Source organism: Shinella sp. WSC3-e, from assembly GCF_945994535.1.
In the GTDB taxonomy this organism is placed as follows: domain Bacteria; phylum Pseudomonadota; class Alphaproteobacteria; order Rhizobiales; family Rhizobiaceae; genus Shinella; species Shinella yambaruensis.
Genome location: NZ_OZ000530.1, coordinates 2,441,926 through 2,461,171 on the forward strand (window position 1 = coordinate 2,441,926; position 19,246 = coordinate 2,461,171).

Here is a 19,246-nt window from a genome sequence, read left to right on the forward strand (position 1 = left end):
GAGCGCCGGTGCTGGTCTGCGCGGATAGCAGAAATTTCGTGTCTGTCAAAGAGCAAAACGCACTGTTCATCAAAATGCACCTATCCACGTCCGGCCCATACGCTCACTATGGCCGTACGTTTTGGCCGCGAAGGCCGCAGAAGGAGACCATCATGGGCATGCTCGTGGACGGCGTCTGGCATGACGTCTGGTATGACACGAAATCGACGAAGGGCCATTTCAAGCGCGCCGCCTCGCAGTTCCGCAACTGGATCACGCCGGATGGCGCCCCGGGGCCTTCGGGCGAAGGCGGCTTTGCCGCGGAGGCGGGGCGCTACCACCTCTATGTCTCCTATGCCTGTCCCTGGGCGCATCGCACGCTGATCTTCCGCAGGCTGAAGAGGCTGGAGGACCTGATCACCGTCTCCGTCGTCGATCCGCTGATGCTGTCGAAGGGCTGGGAATTCAAGGGCGAGAACGGCGGCACGCTCGATCCGCTGTTCGGCGCCGCCGCGCTCCACGAAATCTACCAGAAGGCCGATCCGCACTATTCCGGCCGCGTCACCGTGCCCGTCCTGTGGGACAAGAAGCAGAACCGGCTGGTCTCGAACGAATCGGCCGAGATCATCCGCATGTTCAATTCCGCCTTCGACGGCCTCACCGGCTCGCGCGACGACTACTATCCCGAGCCGCTGCGCGCCGAGATCGACGCCCTCAACGAGGCGATCTACGACAGCGTCAACAACGGCGTCTACAAGGCCGGCTTCGCGACGACGCAGGAGGCCTACGAGGCCGCCGTGCAAAGGCTCTTCGAGATGCTGGACCAGCTCGAAGAACGGCTTTCGAAGAGGCGCTATCTCACCGGCGGCCGCCTGACGGAGGCCGACTGGCGGCTCTTCACCACGCTGGTGCGTTTCGATCCGGTCTATGTCGGCCACTTCAAGTGCAATATCCGCCGCATCGCCGACTATCCGAACCTTTCCGGCTACCTGCGCGACCTGTACCAGGTGCCGGGCGTCGCCGGCACGGTGAACATGCGCCACATCAAGGAGCATTATTACCGCAGCCACACGACCATCAACCCGACGGGCATCGTGCCGGTCGGCCCGGAGCTCGACCTGACCGTGCCGCATGGCCGGGATCGGCTGAAAGCGGCCTGAACCTACCAGACGTCCGAAAACGGTGCCCGGCCGGCAAGCTCCTCCAGCCGCCTTCGGGTGGCGGCGGTCGTGTCGGCCGGCAGCGCGTCGAGCGCGAAGAAGCCGGCCTCGACGATCTCCCGGTCCTTCAGGCGCGGCGCCGACTGGGTGACGCCCTCGCAGCGATAGAGGAGGACATGGTCGCGCCTGCTGGTCTGCCGGTTGAAATAGACGTGCAGGAGCCGCGGCGGCGCCCCCAGGACGAGGTTACCCTCCTCCCGCATCTCCTTGGCCAGCGCCTCCAGCGCCGTCTCGCCGCGCTCGATGCCGCCGCCCGGCAGGTGCCAGCCGGGCACGTAGCTGTGGCGCACGAGGAAGAGGCGGCCGGCCTCGTCGAAACAGGCGGCGCGCACGCCCATCGTCATGCCGCGCGAAAGCGCGAAATAGCCGTGCAGCACGCGCGTCGCGAGCCGCGTGAGGCGGCTGCGGGTCGGCGGGGCGGCGGGCTTGTGCTGGTCCATGGCGGCACTTCGCCGGAAGCGTTCGGCCAAATCAAGTCTCACCGCGCCAAAGCCCAGGGAATATCCACGCCTTGCGTTCCCCTTGCGCATCTTATGCTCTAAGGAAGGATATGTTCAGACTTGCCCATATATCGGACGTCCATCTCGGCCCGCTCCCCGCCCTCACCTTCCTGGAGCTTTTTTCCAAACGCATCACCGGCTTCGTCAACTGGCATCGCAACCGCCGCCGGCACCTCTTCGCCAACACGCTGGACATCGTGCTCGACGATATCGAGCGGCGCGATCCGGATCATCTGGCGATCACCGGTGACCTCGTGAACCTCGCCTCTTCGCTGGAAATCGCGGCCGTCAAGCACTGGCTGGCAGAGGCGGGCACGCCGGAAAACGTCTCGGTGGTTCCGGGCAACCACGACGCCTATGTGCCGGGCGCCTACGAAAAATCGACCAGGGCCTGGTATCCCTACATGCGCGGCGACAACGGGCCGGCCGAATGGCATGACGACTTCCACGTCTTTCCCTATATGCGGGTGCGCGACCAGGTGGCGATCATCGGCTGCTCGACGGCGGTCGCGACGCCGCCCTTTGCCGCATCCGGCTATTTCGGCAGCCGCCAGGCCCGCGAGACCGTCAATCTCCTGCGGGCAGCCGAGGAGGCCGGCCTCTTCCGCGTCGTGCTGATCCATCATCCGCCGATTCGCGGCGCGACCTCGTTCCACAAGCGCATGATCGGCATCCGCCGCTTCGCCGCGACCGTCTCGACCGGCGGGGCGGATCTCGTGCTGCACGGCCACACCCACCTCAACACCGTGCACTGGCTGCCCGGACAGGCAAAGCAGATCCCGGTCGTCGGCATCGCCTCCGCCTCGCAGGGGCCGGGCGGCCACAAGCCGCCCGCCGGCTACAACCTGTTCTCGATCTCCGGCGCGCCGGGGAACTGGAACGTGATGCGCGAGCGATACGCCCTGACGCAGGACGGCCTGGCCCTGTCTCTCGCGGAAACCACGCGGTTCTGAAAAGCGCGAATAAAACCCCTCCTTCGCCCGTATCATCTTCTTAGAGCGGCCCGCCCTCCAGGGTCACCAGAGGGCCGGCCCGCTCCCGGACGGCCAGCGCCAGGCAGGCGAACGATCGAGAGGGAACCCATGACCATGCTCCGCCACACCATGCTGCTTTCATTCTGCGCCGCCGTCTCGCTGACGGCGCTTTCGGCCGCGCGTGCCGCCGATTCCGACACGACGACGCCACCGGTCGCGACCGAGACGACGACGACCTGCACCGACGGCAAGATCTGGAACGACGAGAAGAAGGAATGCGTCGCGCCGGAGGACCTGAAGCCGGCCGAGGGCACGGCGCCCGAGGACGAGGCCAAGGAGGAAGAACAGAAGAAGACCGAGCGCACGATCGACGACAAGCTCTACGAGGCGGCGCGCGAATTCGCCTATGCGGGCCAGCATGAGAACGCGCTGCGGGCGCTGCGCGCGGCCTATGACCAGGAGGACCCGCGCATCCTCAACTATATGGGCTACAACACCCGCAAGCTCGGCGACATGGCGCTGGGCATGACCTACTACGAGCGGGCGCTGCAGAAGGACGAGAACTACATCCTCGCCCGCTCCTATATGGGCCAGGCCCTGCTCGAACAGGGCGATGTCGAAGGCGCCCGCGTCCAGCTCGTCGAGATCCGCGACCGCGGCGGCGAGAATACCTGGGCCTACCGTGCGCTGCTTCAGTCGCTCGGCGGCGAGCGCACCACTTACTGACACATGGTTGGCGACGCCGTGCCAAAACGGCACGGCGCGGGCCAACAGGGGATCAATCTTGGAGGGAACGCGGGAAACTGCGCTCCCGGATGCCGTTCATGCTTGCAGACACTAGGAAGAATGTTTCATATCAGACGGTCGCCGCCCGCCCGGCAGCGAATAGAGTTTTGATCCCGAACGTTTCCTTGGAAAAGCAATGCGTCCGACGGCAGAATCGAATGAGTTCCGGCGAGAACTGGTCAATTTGCTGCCAAAGTTGCGCCGTTTCGCCATGACGCTGACGCGCAACGGCAGCGATGCCGACGACCTCGTACAGGAGGCATGCGAAAGGGCCATCACGCGGAGCCATCTGTGGAACGGGGAAGGCCGGCTGGAAAGCTGGGTTTATGCCATGACGCGCAATCTCTGGGTGGACGAGATCCGCAAGCGAAAGGTCCGCACAGGGTCCGGCACGGTAGATGTCGCCGAGCAGGATAGCCTGCATATCGAAGCGTCAGCCGACAAGGCGGTCTATGCCAAGCAGTTGCACAAGTTGATCATGACCATGCCGGAAGGTCTTTCGAGCGTCTTTCTCCTCGTCAATGTCGAAGGCCACAGCTATCGGGAGGCGGCGGATATTCTGGGCATACCGATCGGCACCGTGATGAGCCGGCTCTCGGCCGCCCGCATCCGCCTTGCGGCCATGATCTCCGAACAGATGGAAAGGAGGGCCTGATGGTGGAGAGCACACAGGGTCTTCCGCTCGAAGTCCGCCTGTCGGCCTATCTCGACGGCCAGCTGCCGGAAGCGGAAATGGACGAGATCAACGCGATCCTCGCCGAGAACGACGATGCGCGCATGGTCTTCGAGAAGCTGAAGCTCGGCAGCGAGTTCGGCGCCCGCGCCTTCGACAAGCTGCTGCAGGAGCCGATCCCGCTCGATCTGGTACGCAACATCAAGGAGGCCGGCAAGAAGGACGACGAGCCGTCGCCGGCAGGTTTCGCCGCCATTCCGGTCGCCGCTGCCGCCCCGCGCCGTCCCTCGGCCTTCTGGCCGAAGGCACTCGCCGCCTCGCTCGTATTGTTCCTTGCCGGCGGCGCCGCCGGCTATCTCGTCGGCGAACGGCAGCACGGCGTGTCCCGGCTCGCCTCCAACCAGTTCGCTCCTGCCCGCACCTGGCTGGATGATATTGCCGACTACCATCGCATCTATGCCCGCCAGACACGCCATCTCGTGGAAGTGCCGGCAAGCGAGAAGGAGCATATCGTCGAATGGCTGACGGCCAGCACGGGCGTGCCCTTCACGCTGCCCGACCTTTCCGACCAGAACCTGACCTTCGAGGGCGCGCGCCTGCTGGTCGCCGGCGGCAAGCCGGCCGCCCAGCTTCTCTATCGCAATGCGCAGAACGAGGTCTTCGCCATCTGTTTCGTCCAGAGCGATCCGGTCGAAACCGTCACGGCCCTTGCCGAAAGCATGCGCAACGATATCGGCCTCGTCTCCTGGCAGAAGGGCAGCGCGTCCTATGTCGTGGTCGGCCCCTCTGCCGATCCGGCCCTCGAGCGCATCGCCGAGACGGTTTCCTCGACGATCTGAGCATCCGCGCAACAGGCGCCGCAGATCACGGACACCCAAAAGCCCGACAGCATCGCTGCCGGGCTTTTTCTGTTCCGGGATCGTCGCGGCTCAGCCGCGGACGGCGAGCACGCGGTTGGCGGCCGAGACGATGGCTTCGAGCGAGGCCGTCACGATGTTCGTGTTGATGCCGACGCCGAACAGCTTGCCGCCCGGATGCTCGACTTCCACATAGGCGATGGCCGCCGCGTTGGAGCCGTGCTGGAGCGAGTGCTCGGAATAGTCCGCCACCGACATCGGGATGCCGAGATAGATCGACAGGGCATTGATGAAGCCGTCGATCGGACCGGTCCCCTTGCCTTCGATGCGCTTCATCTCGCCGCCATCGGTGATCTCGGCGGCAACGATGCGCGTGCCCTTCTGGCCTGCGTCGTCCGGATAGGTGTGGTGGTCGACGAAGCGCAGGCGCGTTCCGGGCTGCGTGACGTAGCGCTGCATGAAGCTTTCATGGATGCGCTTCGACGGCAGCTCCACGCCCTCTTCGTCGGTGATGCGCTGGATCTCCTCGCGGAACTCCACCTGGAGGCTCCGCGGCAGGTTGATGCCGTAGTCCTCCTGCAGGATATAGGCGATGCCGCCCTTGCCGGACTGCGAGTTGATGCGGATGATCGCCTCGTAGGAGCGGCCGACGTCCTGCGGGTCGATCGGCAGGTAGGGCACTTCCCAGATCGGCTTGTTGGCTTGCCTGATGGCCTTCATGCCCTTGTTGATGGCGTCCTGGTGCGAGCCGGAGAAGGCGGTATAGACCAGTTCGCCGACATAGGGGTGGCGCTCGGGAATGGCCATCTCGTTGGAATATTCGTAGACCGCCTTGATGCGCTCGATGTCGGAGCAGTCGAGCTTGGGATCGACGCCCTGCGTGTACATGTTCAAGGCCAGCGTCACGACGTCGACATTGCCCGTGCGCTCGCCATTGCCGAACAGCGTGCCCTCGACGCGGTCCGCGCCGGCCATCAGCGCCAGTTCCGTGGCGGCGATGCCGGTGCCGCGGTCATTGTGCGGGTGCAGCGAGATGATGACGTTCTCGCGGTTGTCGATGTTGCGGCACATCCATTCGATCTGGTCGGCATAGATGTTTGGCGTCGCCATCTCGACGGTGGACGGCAGGTTGAGGATCAGCTTGTTGTCCGCCGTCGGCCTGACGATCTCGACGACCGCGTTGCAGATCTCCAGCGCCACTTCCAGCTCGGTGCCGGTGAAGCTCTCCGGCGAATATTCGAAACGGTAGCCGCCGCCGGCCTTGGCGGCCATGTCGGTGATCATCTTGGCGGCATCGGTGGCGATCTGCTTGATGCCGGCGACGTCCTTGCCGAACACCACGCGGCGCTGCAATTCGCTGGTGGAGTTATAGAAGTGGATGATCGGCTTGTGCGCACCTTCCAGGGCCTCGAAGGTGCGGGTGATCAGCTCCGGCCGGCACTGCACCAGCACCTGCAGGGACACGTCCTGCGGCACGTTGCCCTCCTCGACGCACCAGCGGGCGAAGTCGAAGTCGGTCTGCGAGGCGGAGGGAAAACCGATCTCGATTTCCTTGAACCCCATGTCGAGCAGCAGCTGGAACATGCGGGCCTTGCGGTCGTGGCCCATCGGGTTGATCAGCGACTGGTTGCCGTCGCGCAGGTCCACCGAACACCAGATCGGCGCCTTGGTGATCGTCTTGCTGGGCCAGGTCCGGTCCGCAATGTTGATCGTCGGATAGGCCTGGTACTTGACGGGCGCCTCGGGCATGCCCTGCTTGGGGGAATGGGTCTTCAAAATCATCGTCTTCGTCTCTTCGTCGTCCCGGCATTCGCGAAATGCGTCATAGCGCCTAACGAGGGCGAATGCACCGGAATTCATGCGTAGGGGTGAAACGAGGAGCTATCGCCGGACGGGCTTTTCGGCCGCCGGGCGCTCCTCAGCGAACCCGGCAACCGCGCGTAAGGCCGAGAAGAAGAAGCGAGGAGAAGCCGCGCGAACGCTCGCGGACAGCTGCGCTGCCGCGGGAAACTCGTTCGATGATCTGTGCGCTGGTCTTCAACATGAGGCGTCTATACCGGCGGGCGGGAGAAAGCGCAAGCACCTCCAAAGAAAAAGCCCTCCGCAACGGGAGGGCTTCGCTTTTCTGCGAGGTCCGCAAACCTCTCTTTCGTCATGCTCGGGCCTGACCCGAGCATCCACACCACACCCGCCTTGTGGATCCTCGGGTCAGGCCCGAGGATGACGGAGAGGGTGGGGCAAGCGGCTGGAAAACCTCAGATATCCGCCTGCGAGGTCACGATGCGCGAAACGAGGCCGTAGCCCTTGGCTTCCTCGGCCGAGAGCCAGTAGTCACGGTCCGTGTCCTTGGCGATCTTCTCGATCGGCTGGCCGGTGGCGTCGGCGAAGATCTTGTTCAGGCGCTCGTTCATCTTGATGATCTCGCGGGCCTGGATCTCGATGTCCGACGCCATGCCACGGGTGCCGCCCGACGGTTGGTGCAGGAGGAAGCGGGTGTTCGGCAGGCAAAGGCGCTGTTCCTTCGGCGCGGCGACATAGATCAGCGCACCGGCCGAGGCGACCCAGCCCGTGCCGATCATCCAGACCTTCGGCTTGATGAACTTGATCATGTCGTGGATCGAATCGCCCGATTCGACATGGCCGCCCGGCGAATTCACGTAGATGCGGATGTCCTCGTCGCTGGCGGCGGCGAGCGCCACGAGCTGCGAGCAGACCTTCTGCGCCAGTTCCTGGTTGATCGGCCCGTAGATGAAGATCGAACGCGACTTGAAAAGATTCGCCTCCGTTTCCTTGCCCAGGGGCAGTTCCGTCTTCTTGTCGTCTTCGTCGCTCATCCAAAGTCTCCGGATTGCTCGTCAATAGTCCTGTCGCTGTCAGATAATGCGACTCACTGGCCAAGACAATGCAACAAAACCGATAAGGGGCGATAGAGCCTCGCCGCGCCACCGGAAAACAGGGTAAATGCGCCCGGCGCGTTGCGCACTTTGCGTATGGACTTGGCGCCGGCACCGCTCCTACGATGCCGGCCTTATCGACAAAGGCGCCGGCTGCTCCCCAAGGCCGGCGGAACAGGGGACATCATGATCAGACGCATCCCGCTGGCGCTGGCCGCGCTCGCCGCCACGGCCGCACCGGCCTTCGCCCACCTCAATCCGGACGAGCACGGCTCCTTCATGGCCGGGTTCTCGCATCCGCTCTTCGGCCTCGACCATATCCTCGTCATGGTCGCCGTCGGCCTCTGGGCGGCGCAGATCGGCGGCAAGGCGCTCTGGGGTGTGCCGGCCGCCTTCGTCGCCACCATGGCGATCGGCTTCGGCCTTGCGCTTGCGGGCTTCGATCTGCCCTTCGTCGAGCCGGCGATCCTCGCCTCGGTCGTCGCCCTCGGCCTGCTCGTGGCCATGGCGGTGAAACTCGACACGGCGGCCTCGGCCGCGATCGTCGCCGTCTTCGCGCTCTTCCACGGCCATGCCCATGGCGGCGAGCTCGGCAGCGCCGGCGCCCTCGAATTCGGCGCCGGCTTCGTCGTCGCGACGGCGCTGCTGCACGTCGCCGGCATCGGCCTTGGCCTCGGCATCGCGCGCCTTTCGGGCGGCGGCGCAGCGGCGCGCATCCTCGGGGCCGTCACGGCGCTCGCCGGCCTCGTGCTCGCCTTCGGCTGACATCCGGGGGCGGCGGAAGAACCGCCGCCTTCACCCCCGCCCGCGATAGGGCTGCACGCCCTGCTCGGGGATCCACACGCCCTTCGGTGCATCGCCCGTCTGCCAGAACACATCGATCGGAATGCCGCCGCGCGGATACCAGTAGGCGCCGATGCGCAGCCATTTCGGCTCCAGCAGCCCGACGAGCCGCTTGGCGATGTCGATGGTGCAGTCCTCGTGGAAGGCACCGTGGTTGCGGAAGGAGTGCAGGTAGAGCTTCAGCGATTTCGATTCGACCAGCCAGCCGTCCGGGATGTAGTCGATGACGATATGCGCGAAATCCGGCTGGCCGGTCATCGGGCAGAGCGAGGTAAATTCCGGCGCCGTGAAGCGCACGACGAAATCCGTGCCTCCATGGTTGCTCGGCACCTTCTCCAGAACGGCAGTCTCCGGGTTGGACGGCAGGTCGACCGCCTGGCCGAGCTGCGACAGTCCCGATACGTCAGTCTTGCTCATTGTGAACCTCTTCGATCTTCACCTTGATTCCATGCGCCTTTTCCGTCTCCGGCTCGACGTGGATGGCGATCTGCGCGCCGGGCTGCACGGCACGGATGGCATCCTCGAGCCGGTCGCAGATGTCATGCGCCTCGCCCACGGGCATTCGCGCCGGCACGACGAGATGGAAGTCGACGAAGGTCGCCGCCCCTGCCCTGCGCGTCTTCAGGTCGTGAACGCCGAGGGAGCCCGCGCCATGCGCGGCGATCGCCGCCTGGATGGCCTCGGCCTCCTCCGGCTCGACCGCATGATCCATCAGGCCATCGACCGAATGGGCGATGACCCTCCAGCCCTGGTAGAGGATGTTGAGCGCGACGAGCACCGCAAGCAGCGGATCGAGCACCGCATAGCCGGTGGCGATGGCGAGAAGGAGGCCGACGAGCACGCCCGCCGACGTGACCACATCCGACAGGATATGCTGCCCATCCGCCGACAGCGCCGGCGAGCGATAGCGTTTTCCCGCGCGAATGAGCGTGAAGGCCCAGGCCGCGTTGATGACGCCCGCAAGGAAGTTGATGGCAAGACCCAGTGCCGGCGCCTCCATCGGCGCGGGCGCAAGCACCGCCGGCGCCGCCTCCGCGACGATCAGCAGCGCCGCGACCACGATCAGCACGCCCTCCAGGACCGCCGAGAGATATTCCGCCTTGTGGTGGCCGAAGGGATGCGTCTTGTCCGCGGGTTTTGCCGCATAGGTGATCGCCGCGAAGGCGACGATGGCGGCGACCACGTTGACGCTCGATTCCAGCCCGTCGGAGAGGAGCGCCACGGAGCCCGTCACCCACCAGGCGATGAGCTTCAGCCCCATCACGAAAAGCGAGAGCGGAATGCCCCAGAGCGCCAGCCGCTTGACCCGATCCGAATTTTCCATGCCATTCTCCATGCGCATGCAACCGAGTTGCAAAAAGCCTGGTCCATCAACGCAAAACCGCGCGCACGGGGACGTGCACGCGGTTTTCTCTTGGCGTCGGTATCGGCCAGTTCGGCCGTTTTGTCAAAGCCTCAGGCGGCCTTTATCTTCGCTTTCTTGGAAAGGTGGGCGACCACGTTCTCGATCATCCGTATGCCGGCGTCCTGGCCGAGCGTCATGATCGATTCGGGATGGAACTGCACGGCGGCGACCGGCTCGCTGGCATGCTCGATGCCCATGATCGTGCCGTCCTCGCTCTCCGCCGTGATGATGAAATCGCGCGGCAGCGTGGCGGGGTCGGCGAAGATCGAGTGGTAGCGCCCGACCGTCACCTCGCGGCCAAGGCCGGAGAAGACGACGCCCGGCTCCAGCACGCGGATGCGCGAAGGCTTGCCGTGCATGGGAATGGCAAGCTGGCGCAGTTCCCCGCCATAAGCCTCGGCGAGCGCCTGCAGGCCGAGGCAGACGCCGAAGATCGGCAGGCTGCGCGCCCGCGCCTTCTTGATCGTCGCCTTGCAGTCGAAATCCTTCGGGCTGCCCGGGCCGGGCGAGAGCACGACGAGATCCGGCTTGATGCGGTCGAACACCTCTTCGGGAACCGGCGTGCGCACGGTCGTCACATTCGCGCCCGTCTGGCGGAAATAGTTGGCGAGCGTGTGGACGAAACTGTCCTCGTGGTCGACGAGCAGGATGTTCACGCCCGCGCCCACGGCCGCGACGTCGCGCTGCACCTTGGCGGAGTTGCCGGACTTGGCGTCGCGGATGGCTGCGATCATGGCGGAGGCCTTCAGTTCTGTTTCGGCTTCTTCTTCCTGCGGATTGGAATCATAGAGCAGCGTCGCCCCGGCGCGCACCTCCGCGATACCGTCCTTGATGCGGATGGTGCGCAGCGTGAGGCCCGTGTTCATGTCGCCATTGAAGCCGACCATGCCGATCGCCCCACCATACCATGCGCGCGGGCTCTTCTCATGCGCCTCGATGAAGCGCATCGCCCAGAGTTTCGGCGCGCCGGTGACGGTGACGGCCCAGGCATGCGAGAGGAAGCCGTCGAAGGCGTCCATGTCGTCGCGCAGGCGCCCCTCGATATGGTCGACCGTGTGGATGAGGCGCGAATACATCTCGATCTGCCGGCGGCCGATGACCTTGACCGACCCCGGCTCGCAGACGCGGCTCTTGTCGTTGCGGTCGACATCCGAGCACATCGTGAGCTCGGATTCGTCCTTCTTGGAATTCAGCAGCTTCAGGATCTGTTCCGAATCGGCGATCGGATCGTCGCCCCGCTTGATCGTGCCGGAGATCGGGCAGGTCTCGATGCGCCGGCCGGAGACGCGCACGAACATTTCCGGCGAGGCGCCGACGAGATATTCTTGGTTGCCGAGATTGATGAAGAAGGAATAGGGCGACGGGTTGATCGCCTTGAGGCGGCGGGAGATTTCCGACGGCTTGCTCTCGCAGCGCTCGAAGAACTTCTGGCCGGGCACCACCTCGAAGAGGTCGCCGCGGCGAAAACTCTCCTTGGCCTTGACCACCAGCTCGGCATATTCGCCGGGACGATGGTCGCCATGCGGCGGGATCACGTCGACGGTCTGGAACGGCTCCGGCGCGATCGCCTCGCCCTTGCCCTCCGTCGAAAGCCCGTCCTTGGCGAAATCGTAGCGGTCGATCCAGGCCTTGGCGGCATAGTGGTCGACGACGAGGATCTCGTCCGGCAGGAACAGCACCATGTCGCGCTGGTCGTCCGGCCGCGTCAGCTTCAGGTCGATCGCATCGAACTGGAAGGCAAGGTCGTAGCCGAAGGCGCCGTAGAGGCCGAGGCTGGCATCCTGGTCCGAATGAAAGAGGTCGGTGACGGCGCGCAGCACCGTAAAGACCGTCGGCATCTTGGAGCGCTCTTCCTCGGTGAAGACCCGGTCGGGCAGCTTCACCTCGAGATCGAGACGGTTTTCCGTGCGGGCGCCGAGCGCGAGTTCCGGCACGTCCGCCAGGCGGTCGGCGATGAGGGAAAGCAGCACCGTGCCGCGGGCATTATAGGCCTCGATCCAGACGGCGCGGCCGAAGGAGGAAATGGCGAGCGGCGAATCGACGACGGCGGTGTCCCAACGGGTATAGCGGCCGGGATATTCGTAGTTCGACGAGAAGACCGCCCCGCGCCGTTCGTCGAGCTTGTCGACATAGGCGGAAATCGCATGCGCATAATCGGCGGCGCGGCGGCGGCGCGTGACGGTCACCCCGCCCTTCGTCTCGTAGGCTTCGGCGCCGTCTTCCAGGATTTTCGTGGCCATTCCCCAGCTCCGTTTCAGGCCCGCTTCGCTCAAGACGGCCCAAAAGAAAAAGCCGCCTCGAAGGTTTCGGGCGGCTTGTCGTCTCAATCACGCATGACTGGTCAAGGCCGCCTCAGCGAGCCCACCACCAGCCAGCGATGATGATCATCTTTTCCATGAGCGGAGTGTTAGCGTGAAGTGCGGGCGTGCGCAAGACCGATTGCGATCGCCCCGATACCGCTTTCCGGATGTTGCGCCTCCGCATCACCGGCCGTTGCGCTTGCTGCGCGAGGAAACGGCACGGTGAAACAATCTGTCAATATGGCGAATTTTCGCCATGTTCGGAAGTTTGCTCCTTTTGTGAGCGCATGCTAATGGCAGCGCCCCAGACATCGACATCAAGGCATGAAACCCATGGTCTCCATCATGGTGGAACAGTTCCGCGAAATGCAGGTCCTGCTCGCGGAAACGATCGCGGATTATGAAACGCCGGAGTTCAAGGGACTGGACGGCAGGATCGCCCGCGCCTTCGACACCATCTATCGGCACGACCCGCGCGATGCCGCCGAAGCCTGCACCATGGTGCGTTTCTTCCTCGACATCATCGAGGACAATGACAGCGGCGACAGCATCCATCTCATCCAGCGCGTGCGCACGATCATAAACGACTGCGCCGGCCGCTGTCCGCCGGCAATGGAAATCACCCACGGCGCGGGCATCTGACCGCTCAACCGGCAACCAAATCGGTTTTCCGGCGTTTCCTCGCTGATCTTGTCAGCCGGGAGACGGAACCATCGCCACGCTGCCTCGCCCAGACCGCTTCCGCGTTCCTTCGCCCCGTGGAAACAGGCCCGCTCCCGGTTTTCATGCAAAACCGCTGCGCATTTTCGCTGGGATTGTCCTGGCCCTCTTCGCCGCCGCCCTCATCCTGGCCGGCGCTGCCGACCTGCCGGAGGAAGGCCCACTTCCCGTCACACGGCCGGAGCAGACGGCCGGCGACGATGCCGGAAAGGCGCCGCCGGAAACGATCGAATCCGGGCAGAAGATGAAGGACGATGCGGAGAAAGCAAAGGAACGCCCCCGGGAGGACGACGGGCAGGAGGCTGCCTGCCGGGTGGCGCTGAAGGCCATCGGCGCCCTTTTCGAGGAGGCACCCGCCGTCGACGACGGCAAGGCCTGCGGCATCGACAGGCCCGTCCTGCTCGAGGGCCTGCCGGGCGGCATCAAGGTCGAGCCCGCGGCGACGATCCGCTGCGAGACCGCGCTGCAGCTTGCCCGCTGGATGGAGGGATCGGTGAAACCGTCCCTTGAGGCCGCCATGCCGGGCGAGGCCATCACCGTGCTCTCCCAGGCCTCGGCCTATGTCTGCCGCAACCGCAATGGTGCGGACGAGGGCAGGATTTCCGAGCATGCCTTCGGCAATGCCGTCGACATTGCCGGCTTTGCGCTGAAGAGCGGCAAGACCGTCACGATCCGCCCGGCGGACAAGGAGCCGACGCTGGAAGGCGCCTTCCAGCGCGCGATCACGGAGGCGGCGTGCCTCTACTTCACCACGGTGCTCGACCCCGGCAGCGACGCCGCGCACCAGAACCACCTGCATCTCGACGTGAAGGAGCGGCGCGGCGGCTACCGCTATTGCTGGTAGATGCGATTATATTTCGCCCCGCTCCTGAAAAGGCCGGGCGGCAGCGCCTATGTCAGGCATGGCCATTTGTGGCCATCCGCCATTCCCGCCCAACAAGGTTCCCGCCATGTCCATCACCCCCTACGACCTCTCCATCCCCGCCTTCCAGCGCGGTTTCGCCGTGCTTTCCAAGCTGCTCGACAAGGCCGAGGCCTTCGCCGAGGAAAGGAAGATCAAGCCGGAGATCCTGGTCAACGCCCGCCTTGCGCCGGACATGCTGCCGCTCGCCGGCCAGATCCAGCGCATGAGCGACACCGCCAAGGGTGCGGCCGCCCGCCTGACCGGCACGGAGGCGCCAAGCTTTGCCGACGACGAGACGACGCTCGCCGACCTGCGCGTCCGTATCGCGAACACCGTGTCCTATCTTGCCACCGTGCCGGAATCCGCCTTTAAGGGCGCGGCGGAACGCACCGTCGTGGTGAAGACGCGCGGCGGCGAGACGAGCTATGCCGGCAAGGACTATCTCCTCACCTTCGCCCTGCCGAACTTCTATTTCCACCTGACCACCGCCTACGCGATCCTGCGCCACAACGGCGTTCCCGTCGGCAAGCTGGATTATCTCGGCCGGACCTGAACGGGCCGAGCGGCGTACTGTTCCTCGGACCTCGTTGTTAAAAACCTCCCCCCAACCACCACCGTCATCCTCGGGCTTGACCCGAGGATCCATGTCACACGGCACGCCCTGGATTGGACGGGTGGATCCGCGGGTCAAGCCCGAGGATGACGAAGGAGAAGGCGCGGCTTGGGTGTCCAAGGCCCGATACGACGAAGCGACCAAGCGCCCGAAAGGGTCTTGCCTCGCCTCAGAACAACCCCTCGATGAACCCCTCCTCGTTGAGGAAGATCTTCTCCGACGACGGCACCTTCGGCAGGCCGGGCATGGTCATGATCTCGCCGGTGATGACGACGACGAAGCCGGCGCCGGCCGAGAGGCGCACCTCGCGCACCGGCACCGTATGGCCGGAGGGCGCGCCGCGCAGGTTCGGATCGGTCGAGAAGGAATATTGCGTCTTGGCCATGCAGACCGGCAGGTTGCCGTAGCCCTGCTCCTCCCAGATGCGCAGCTGGTCGCGCACCGACTTGTCCGCGATCACCTCGCCGGCGTGATAGATATCCTTGGCGATGGTCTCGATCTTCTGGAAGAGCGGCATCTCGTCCGGATAGAGCGGCGAGAACTGCGACAGGCCGGATTCGGCAAGTTCCACCACCTTGCGTGCCAGGTCCTCGATGCCGGCCGAGCCGAGCGCCCAGTGACGGCAGAGGATCGCCTCGGCCCCGAGCGTCGCGACATAGTCCTTCACCGCCTGGATTTCCGCATCCGTGTCCGAAATGAAATGGTTGATGGCGACCACGACGGGCACGCCGAACTTCTTGACGTTCTGCACATGGCGGCCGAGGTTGGCGCAGCCCTTCTTGACCGCGTCGATATTCTCCCGGCCGAGATCGTCCTTCTTCACCCCGCCGTTCATCTTCATGGCGCGCACGGTGGCGACGATGACCGCCGCATCCGGCTTGAGCCCGGCCTTGCGGCACTTGATGTCGAAGAACTTCTCCGCACCGAGATCGGCGCCGAAGCCGGCCTCCGTCACCACATAGTCGGCAAGCCTCAGCGCCGTCGTGGTGGCGACGACCGAGTTGCAGCCATGCGCGATGTTGGCAAAGGGACCGCCATGCACGAAGGCGGGATTGTTCTCCAGCGTCTGCACGAGGTTCGGCTGCATGGCGTCCTTCAAAAGCACGGTCATCGCGCCGTCCGCCTTGATGTCGCGGGCGAAGACCGGCGACTTGTCGCGGCGATAGCCGACGATGATGCTGCCGAGGCGCTTTTCGAGGTCCTTCAGGTCGGTCGCAAGGCAGAGGATCGCCATGACCTCCGAGGCGACCGTGATATCGAAACCCGTTTCGCGCGGATAGCCGTTGGCGACGCCGCCAAGCGAGGCGACGATGTGGCGCAGCGCGCGGTCGTTCATGTCCATGACGCGCCGCCAGGCGATGCGGCGGATGTCGATGTTCTGCTCGTTGCCCCAGTAGATATGATTGTCGATAAGCGCGGAAAGCAGGTTGTGCGCCGAGGTGATGGCGTGGAAATCGCCGGTGAAGTGAAGGTTCATGTCCTCCATCGGCACGACCTGCGCATAGCCGCCGCCGGCCGCCCCGCCCTTCACGCCGAAGCAGGGCCCGAGCGAGGCTTCGCGGATACAGGTGATCGCCTTCCTGCCGATGCGATTGAGGCCGTCGCCGAGGCCGACCGTCGTCGTCGTCTTGCCCTCGCCTGCCGGCGTCGGGTTGATCGCGGTGACGAGGATCAGCTTGCCGTTCTTCCTGCCTTTCTGCGCGGCGATGAATTCGGCACTGATCTTCGCCTTGTCATGGCCGTAGGGCAGCAGGTGCTCGGGCGGAATGCCGAGCTTCTCACCGATCTCCAGGATCGGTCTTTTCTTGGCGGCGCGGGCAATTTCGATATCGGATTTCACGTCGGCCATGCGGTGTCGCTCCCTCTCGGCACAGCTACCGCAACCGGGTCTCCTCCCCTGACGGCGGTGCTTCCTTCATTATCTGCCGCGCCATTTCATCGTGAAGCCGGGGGCAATGCCACACCGGGTTTTGCCGCTTGCTAGACCAGAAACGACATGGGGGGATAAATTTGCGGCGAATAGCGAATAGCGAATAGCGAATAGCGAATAGCGAATAGCGAATAGCGAATAGCGAATAGCGAATAGCGAAAGAGATCGCGCCCCTATTCGCTATTCGCAACTCCCTATTCGCTCCCTACCGCGCCAGCACGTCGCGCATCTCGACGAGATTGGACCGCACGCGCAGGACATAGAAGCCCATCGTAGCAAGATGCGTCGGCATGATCCAGCCGTCCTCGCGGCCGTTGGAGATGATCGCCGGCTGGATGTTGAGGGCGGATCGCAGCTGCTTGATGCTTTCCGTCCAGAGCGGCTCGATGCCACGCAGCCTGATGACCGCATCGAAATCCGCGCCGGCGGCCGAAAGGATGCCGTAATAGCCGTAGAGCTGGCCATAGGCGAACCAGTAGCGGTCGTCCGCACGCGTATCGAACCAGCCGCCATTGTGGAACTCCGACCGTTCGCGAATGATCGCGGAGGTCGAGCCGATGTCGTTGGCGATGCGGTCGAGGAATTCGATCAGGTTGTCCGAACGGCCGTCGAAGATCGCCTCGCAGGATTCCAGCGCGGCGTTGAACTTGCGCAGGTCCGCCATCGCCGTGCGGTAATAGGTCGGCGTCGGCGTCTTCGGCAGCAGCGAATCCGAGCCGAAATACCAGGTCTCCTCATCGAACTGGATATTGCCGCGGGCCCGCTGGAGGTCGGCATTGATGCCAGAGGTGCCGCGTACGCGGCCGAGCGAATCGACGAGCTCGACCGCCGTGCGGCGGACCGCCTGGTTGATGCCGCGCTGGAACGAGGCCTTGTTGTCGAACCAGGGCGTACGGTCCCAGTCGAGCCCGAAAAGGCCGAGCTTGTAGAGCAGCATGGACGAAATCCAGGCATTCTGGTTGACGTTGTAGTCGATGAGGTCGGCCGTCACATCGACGATGGCCGAGCGCACGCAGGTCTTCGGCTCCGGCTCGGCGACCTCGCCCGCTGCCGGCGTGGTCGCCTGCCCGCCCGATGCGCTGCCGGCATCCTGCTTGCGCTGGGCGAGATTGTAGGCGTTCACGTAGTCCGGGCTGAAGCCGGTCCACATCTGGGTCTGCCAGATGAAATAGGCGTAGAAGCCGACAAGCAGGAGCAGGCCGATGCCGATCGGCCCCTTGATGATCCAGCCGCGCGCCCGATACCAGTTCGTCACCGTCATGAACGGCCAGAGGATCCAGGCGATCACGAGGCCGATGCCCCGGCCGATGGCCGCGAAGATGCGTTGGAAAAACGCGACGATCGGGTCAAGCATTAGGGTCGTCCTCTCTGATGCCGAAAAGTTTCCTGCGGAAGGCAGCCTTGTCCTGCAGATAGGTCCGCGTCAACGTCGCCACAACATAGGCGCGGAACTTTTCGCTGTAGTGTTCGTAGGCGGCGTAGAACCCCTGCTTGTCGAAGACGAAGCGGGAGACGAAATCATAAGGAACCATCTGTGAAATCAGGCGGTTGACCAGCCACTGGTCCGGATGCTCCGGCGCTGCGCGCACCAGCATGAAGCGCCGCTGCGGCGGCACTTCGGCGATCTTGATCTCCCCCGTCGATGCGAGCGTTCGGATCGCCTCCTGCAGGAAGGGATAGGTGCCGTCGCGCGCCATGAGCTCGGCATTGCGATGCATCCAGGTCTGCAGCCAGATGCGGTCTGCCTTTTCGAGATCGGCGGTCGGATCACCCCGGTTGACGAGGCCGACCACCGTCATCTCCGCCCGGTGCTGGAAGAGGCCCGACGGCTCCACCCAGGAGGCGCGCGGCAGTTCCAGCCGCTTCGTGGAGGCCAGGAAATCGAAGATACGCTTGTGGTCGTCGAGCGCGATATAGCTCACCTGCCAGGGCCGGGAACGGCGGAAGCCCGGCACGGTCGGGTCGCAGATGACCGTCGTCGTCTTGTCGTCGAGGAAGACGTAGACGCCGCCGAAATGGTTCGCCCAATAGGCCTCGTGGCGGAAGACGAGCTGGTCGGGCACCAGCGCGTTCTGGCGGATGTCGCCGGTCTGTTTCGCCAGTTCCACCATGCGGTTGAGCATGGCATCGTCCGCCCAGGCATTCGGCACGGTCTTCAGCCGGTCGACGAGGCCGCGCAGCTCCCCCGCCTTGCCGAGCATGTCCTCGGCCGACAGGACCTTGAAGCGCACCTCGTTGATCGAGAGCAGGTCGTCGATGTCGTTGACGACGGAAACGGAGTCCTCGATCTCGCCATAGAGCGCATCGCGGATGGTGATGGCGTTGATCGCCCGGGCGTTGGCCGAGAAGAACTCGTGCATCAGCGCCGCGGTGTTGGAAAAGCTTGTATGCACGACCGGCAGGTTCACCTGCTCCGGCGTCATGATGATGAAGCGACGGTTGACGCGGTTCGGATCGAGATAGTCCCGATCGCCGAGTTCGTCGGCGATCTCCGGCGAAAACCCCGTCATGTCGATGCGGAAGCTGGGAAGCGCCGTACGGCGCATGCCAAACCCGTCGAGCGCCTTGTTGTAGCGCTCCACCAGATGCGGCTCATCGACCGGCAGCAGCCGGCCATAGATCAATTCGGCTTCGAGGAGGCGTTTCAT

18 protein-coding genes are annotated in these 19,246 nt (G+C 64.5%); 9 read left to right on the forward strand and 9 right to left on the reverse strand.

What is annotated here, in order from left to right; genetic code table 11:
* The first annotated feature begins 152 nt into the window (after positions 1–152).
* Entirely contained in the window at positions 153–1,139 is a 987-nt protein-coding gene (locus AABF56_RS12065; protein WP_272806098.1) for a glutathione S-transferase family protein, read from the forward strand.
* A 2-nt stretch (positions 1,140–1,141) separates the two neighbouring features.
* Here AABF56_RS12065 and AABF56_RS12070 read toward each other — a convergent pair whose 3' ends face one another.
* Complete coding sequence (locus AABF56_RS12070) at positions 1,142–1,639, reverse strand: NUDIX domain-containing protein (protein WP_272806099.1); 498 nt, start codon at positions 1,637–1,639, stop codon at positions 1,142–1,144.
* A 110-nt stretch (positions 1,640–1,749) separates the two neighbouring features.
* Here AABF56_RS12070 and AABF56_RS12075 point away from each other — a divergent pair, with 110 nt between their 5' ends.
* The 4 genes from AABF56_RS12075 to AABF56_RS12090 all read left to right on the forward strand — a co-directional run bounded on the left by AABF56_RS12075 (position 1,750) and on the right by AABF56_RS12090 (position 4,971).
* The gene (locus tag AABF56_RS12075; protein WP_244767055.1) at positions 1,750–2,652 is read left to right on the forward strand and encodes a metallophosphoesterase family protein; all 903 of its coding nucleotides are present in this window, start codon (positions 1,750–1,752) and stop codon (positions 2,650–2,652) included.
* A gap of 129 nt (positions 2,653–2,781) precedes the next feature.
* Positions 2,782–3,399: a hypothetical protein gene (locus AABF56_RS12080; protein WP_398431075.1), complete on the forward strand. Its 618-nt coding sequence runs from the start codon at positions 2,782–2,784 to the stop codon at positions 3,397–3,399.
* A 196-nt stretch (positions 3,400–3,595) separates the two neighbouring features.
* Positions 3,596–4,114, forward strand: a complete 519-nt coding sequence (locus AABF56_RS12085; protein WP_024270476.1) for an RNA polymerase sigma factor — start codon at positions 3,596–3,598, stop codon at positions 4,112–4,114.
* Positions 4,114–4,971: an anti-sigma factor family protein gene (locus AABF56_RS12090; protein ID WP_272806100.1), complete on the forward strand. Its 858-nt coding sequence runs from the start codon at positions 4,114–4,116 to the stop codon at positions 4,969–4,971. Before AABF56_RS12085 ends, AABF56_RS12090 begins: the two co-directional genes overlap by 1 nt.
* A gap of 90 nt (positions 4,972–5,061) precedes the next feature.
* Here the strand turns inward: AABF56_RS12090 and leuA are convergent, their stop codons facing one another.
* Together leuA and AABF56_RS12100 are read right to left on the reverse strand one after the other, a co-directional pair.
* Entirely contained in the window at positions 5,062–6,771 is a 1,710-nt protein-coding gene (leuA, locus tag AABF56_RS12095) for a 2-isopropylmalate synthase (protein WP_272806101.1), read from the reverse strand.
* Between the two features lie 473 nt (positions 6,772–7,244).
* Positions 7,245–7,823, reverse strand: a complete 579-nt coding sequence (locus AABF56_RS12100; RefSeq protein ID WP_117366840.1) for an ATP-dependent Clp protease proteolytic subunit — start codon at positions 7,821–7,823, stop codon at positions 7,245–7,247.
* A gap of 246 nt (positions 7,824–8,069) precedes the next feature.
* Between AABF56_RS12100 and AABF56_RS12105 the strand changes: the two genes are divergently transcribed.
* Positions 8,070–8,648, forward strand: coding sequence for a HupE/UreJ family protein (locus tag AABF56_RS12105; protein ID WP_272806102.1), 579 nt, complete (start codon positions 8,070–8,072; stop codon positions 8,646–8,648).
* Between the two features lie 30 nt (positions 8,649–8,678).
* Here AABF56_RS12105 and queF read toward each other — a convergent pair whose 3' ends face one another.
* The 3 genes from queF to AABF56_RS12120 form a co-directional block, all read right to left on the reverse strand.
* Positions 8,679–9,143, reverse strand: coding sequence for a preQ(1) synthase (queF, locus tag AABF56_RS12110; RefSeq protein WP_272806103.1), 465 nt, complete (start codon positions 9,141–9,143; stop codon positions 8,679–8,681).
* Positions 9,130–10,050 (reverse strand): cation diffusion facilitator family transporter, encoded by a 921-nt coding sequence (locus AABF56_RS12115; protein WP_272806104.1) that lies wholly within the window; start codon positions 10,048–10,050, stop codon positions 9,130–9,132. Before AABF56_RS12115 ends, queF begins: the two co-directional genes overlap by 14 nt.
* A 131-nt stretch (positions 10,051–10,181) precedes the next feature.
* Positions 10,182–12,371 carry an anthranilate synthase gene (locus AABF56_RS12120; RefSeq protein ID WP_272806105.1) on the reverse strand — a complete coding sequence of 730 codons (2,190 nt, stop codon included), beginning with the start codon at positions 12,369–12,371 and terminating at the stop codon, positions 10,182–10,184.
* A gap of 384 nt (positions 12,372–12,755) precedes the next feature.
* On the opposite strand from AABF56_RS12120, the gene AABF56_RS12125 reads away from it, so the two are divergent.
* The 3 genes from AABF56_RS12125 to AABF56_RS12135 all read left to right on the forward strand — a co-directional run bounded on the left by AABF56_RS12125 (position 12,756) and on the right by AABF56_RS12135 (position 14,608).
* A complete protein-coding gene (locus AABF56_RS12125; protein WP_244767062.1) occupies positions 12,756–13,073 on the forward strand; it encodes a hypothetical protein in 318 nt (105 codons plus the stop codon).
* 322 nt (positions 13,074–13,395) lie between these two features.
* On the forward strand, positions 13,396–13,995 hold the full coding sequence (locus AABF56_RS12130) for an extensin-like domain-containing protein (RefSeq protein WP_336314385.1): 600 nt from the start codon (positions 13,396–13,398) through the stop codon (positions 13,993–13,995).
* 106 nt (positions 13,996–14,101) lie between these two features.
* On the forward strand, positions 14,102–14,608 hold the full coding sequence (locus AABF56_RS12135) for a DUF1993 domain-containing protein (protein WP_272806106.1): 507 nt from the start codon (positions 14,102–14,104) through the stop codon (positions 14,606–14,608).
* A gap of 229 nt (positions 14,609–14,837) precedes the next feature.
* On the opposite strand, the gene AABF56_RS12140 is transcribed toward AABF56_RS12135, so the two are convergent.
* From AABF56_RS12140 to AABF56_RS12150, 3 genes are all read right to left on the reverse strand, one after another.
* Entirely contained in the window at positions 14,838–16,517 is a 1,680-nt protein-coding gene (locus AABF56_RS12140) for a formate--tetrahydrofolate ligase (RefSeq protein WP_272806107.1), read from the reverse strand.
* Positions 16,518–16,803: 286 nt separating this feature from the next.
* Positions 16,804–17,952, reverse strand: a complete 1,149-nt coding sequence (locus AABF56_RS12145) for a DUF2333 family protein (protein ID WP_244767065.1) — start codon at positions 17,950–17,952, stop codon at positions 16,804–16,806.
* Positions 17,945–19,246 carry a DUF6638 family protein gene (locus AABF56_RS12150; RefSeq protein WP_244767066.1) on the reverse strand — a complete coding sequence of 434 codons (1,302 nt, stop codon included), beginning with the start codon at positions 19,244–19,246 and terminating at the stop codon, positions 17,945–17,947. Before AABF56_RS12150 ends, AABF56_RS12145 begins: the two co-directional genes overlap by 8 nt.

Excerpts from the sequence above, each read along its gene's own strand:
- leuA (WP_272806101.1), bottom strand. The coding sequence starts at position 6,771 with ATGATTTTGAAGACCCATTCCCCCAAGCAGGGCATGCCCGAGGCGCCC.
- AABF56_RS12105 (WP_272806102.1), top strand. The coding sequence starts at position 8,070 with ATGATCAGACGCATCCCGCTGGCGCTGGCCGCGCTCGCCGCCACGGCC.
- AABF56_RS12075 (WP_244767055.1), top strand. The coding sequence starts at position 1,750 with ATGTTCAGACTTGCCCATATATCGGACGTCCATCTCGGCCCGCTCCCC.
- AABF56_RS12065 (WP_272806098.1), top strand. The coding sequence starts at position 153 with ATGGGCATGCTCGTGGACGGCGTCTGGCATGACGTCTGGTATGACACG.
- queF (WP_272806103.1), bottom strand. The coding sequence starts at position 9,143 with ATGAGCAAGACTGACGTATCGGGACTGTCGCAGCTCGGCCAGGCGGTC.
- AABF56_RS12150 (WP_244767066.1), bottom strand. The coding sequence starts at position 19,246 with ATGAAACGCCTCCTCGAAGCCGAATTGATCTATGGCCGGCTGCTGCCG.
- AABF56_RS12130 (WP_336314385.1), top strand. The coding sequence starts at position 13,396 with ATGAAGGACGATGCGGAGAAAGCAAAGGAACGCCCCCGGGAGGACGAC.
- AABF56_RS12085 (WP_024270476.1), top strand. The coding sequence starts at position 3,596 with ATGCGTCCGACGGCAGAATCGAATGAGTTCCGGCGAGAACTGGTCAAT.
- AABF56_RS12120 (WP_272806105.1), bottom strand. The coding sequence starts at position 12,371 with ATGGCCACGAAAATCCTGGAAGACGGCGCCGAAGCCTACGAGACGAAG.
- AABF56_RS12080 (WP_398431075.1), top strand. The coding sequence starts at position 2,782 with ATGACCATGCTCCGCCACACCATGCTGCTTTCATTCTGCGCCGCCGTC.
- AABF56_RS12135 (WP_272806106.1), top strand. The coding sequence starts at position 14,102 with ATGTCCATCACCCCCTACGACCTCTCCATCCCCGCCTTCCAGCGCGGT.
- AABF56_RS12100 (WP_117366840.1), bottom strand. The coding sequence starts at position 7,823 with ATGAGCGACGAAGACGACAAGAAGACGGAACTGCCCCTGGGCAAGGAA.
- AABF56_RS12115 (WP_272806104.1), bottom strand. The coding sequence starts at position 10,050 with ATGGAAAATTCGGATCGGGTCAAGCGGCTGGCGCTCTGGGGCATTCCG.
- AABF56_RS12145 (WP_244767065.1), bottom strand. The coding sequence starts at position 17,952 with ATGCTTGACCCGATCGTCGCGTTTTTCCAACGCATCTTCGCGGCCATC.
- AABF56_RS12090 (WP_272806100.1), top strand. The coding sequence starts at position 4,114 with ATGGTGGAGAGCACACAGGGTCTTCCGCTCGAAGTCCGCCTGTCGGCC.
- AABF56_RS12070 (WP_272806099.1), bottom strand. The coding sequence starts at position 1,639 with ATGGACCAGCACAAGCCCGCCGCCCCGCCGACCCGCAGCCGCCTCACG.
- AABF56_RS12140 (WP_272806107.1), bottom strand. The coding sequence starts at position 16,517 with ATGGCCGACGTGAAATCCGATATCGAAATTGCCCGCGCCGCCAAGAAA.
- AABF56_RS12125 (WP_244767062.1), top strand. The coding sequence starts at position 12,756 with ATGAAACCCATGGTCTCCATCATGGTGGAACAGTTCCGCGAAATGCAG.